General features: G+C 48.7%; 1 protein-coding gene. It reads right to left on the bottom strand.

Annotated elements, in window-relative coordinates; translation table 11 throughout:
* Positions 1-734, bottom strand: a 734-nt coding sequence (locus J07HQW2_RS18355; RefSeq protein WP_021055247.1) for a hypothetical protein, incomplete at its 3' end; no start/stop codon positions are given.
* Positions 735-1,080 lie beyond the last annotated feature (346 nt).

Genomic DNA, 1,080 nt, shown 5'->3' with positions numbered 1-1,080 from the left:
GCCGTTGGCGTTGGAGTCGGTATCGGCGTCGGTTCGGGTGTCGGCGTCGATGTTGTGGTTGAACTAGCAGTTGTGGTCTGTGTGGATGATAACTCAGGTGTTGTTGTGGTAGATACTCCTGTGGATCCTTGTGAGTCGACTCCAGTTGTATCTCCACCTCCCATGGTGCCCGTGACCGCAGCGGTGACACCCGTTTCCATGAGACCCACAGCACCAGCGACAGTGACAACAGTCAATAATAACACTAGTAACGCTGTTACAATAATCGCAACCTGCCTATTTGCTTGCACTGTTTCCTTGATTGCGTCAGTGCTGGTTTCGATATCAAAGATGCCGTCATCATCAGATATCTCCGGAGGCTCTGTTTTAGCCGCCTCAGGATAGTCGATTGATAACGTATTGTCAGTGTCTTCTTCATCCGATTCAAACGAATCGTTATCACTTTGATCGGTTATCGCTGTATCTGTAGTCGCTTCTTGCTGTGTTGGGTCTTCTCGGTATGCTGTCTGCACCGCCTCCAGAAACGAGTCGAGTACCTCCTCTTCATCTGCTGAAAGATCTCCTGGCGAGTAGGCTGATTTCGTTATCGCTTCTGATGTCGTAGTTATCTCTGATTCAGAAAGCGATGTCTCCTGCCCAAGTCGATTGATATACTCCGCCTCTGTCTCAGCAGCCCCCTGTTTCGTCTCTGTCACCTCCTCAAGTCGCTCAATATATGTCGACACATCATCCATATCGCTATTATACCATAGTGGCGGCTTGATGCTTTTTGTTATTTTGATTATGGGTTATCGTATACTATCGATAAGATCGTTTGAGTACTCCTCACTGTGAGCGGCTACTCATACGCTTACTAAAGATGTGTAGGGTCGATGCAGCCGATGAGTGTGTTTATTACACGTCGCTGATTGGCTGAGGTCTGAGTATCTGTTCAGGATTCTGTCTCAGAGTGCCCAATTCGATATCGGTGGATGCCCCACACGATTATAGCAAAGCCTCCAGTCACGATTGTCGGCTCTGGCTGTGTGCTTAGATACAACCCTGGAGCTGGTGTTGTGTATTGCGTGAGTGGCCACAGCA

This window comes from Haloquadratum walsbyi J07HQW2, from assembly GCF_000415985.1.
In the GTDB taxonomy this organism is placed as follows: Archaea; Halobacteriota; Halobacteria; order Halobacteriales; family Haloferacaceae; genus Haloquadratum; species Haloquadratum walsbyi_B.
Note: the sequence above shows the minus strand (reverse complement) of the source record. Positions and strands in the feature narration are given on the sequence as shown.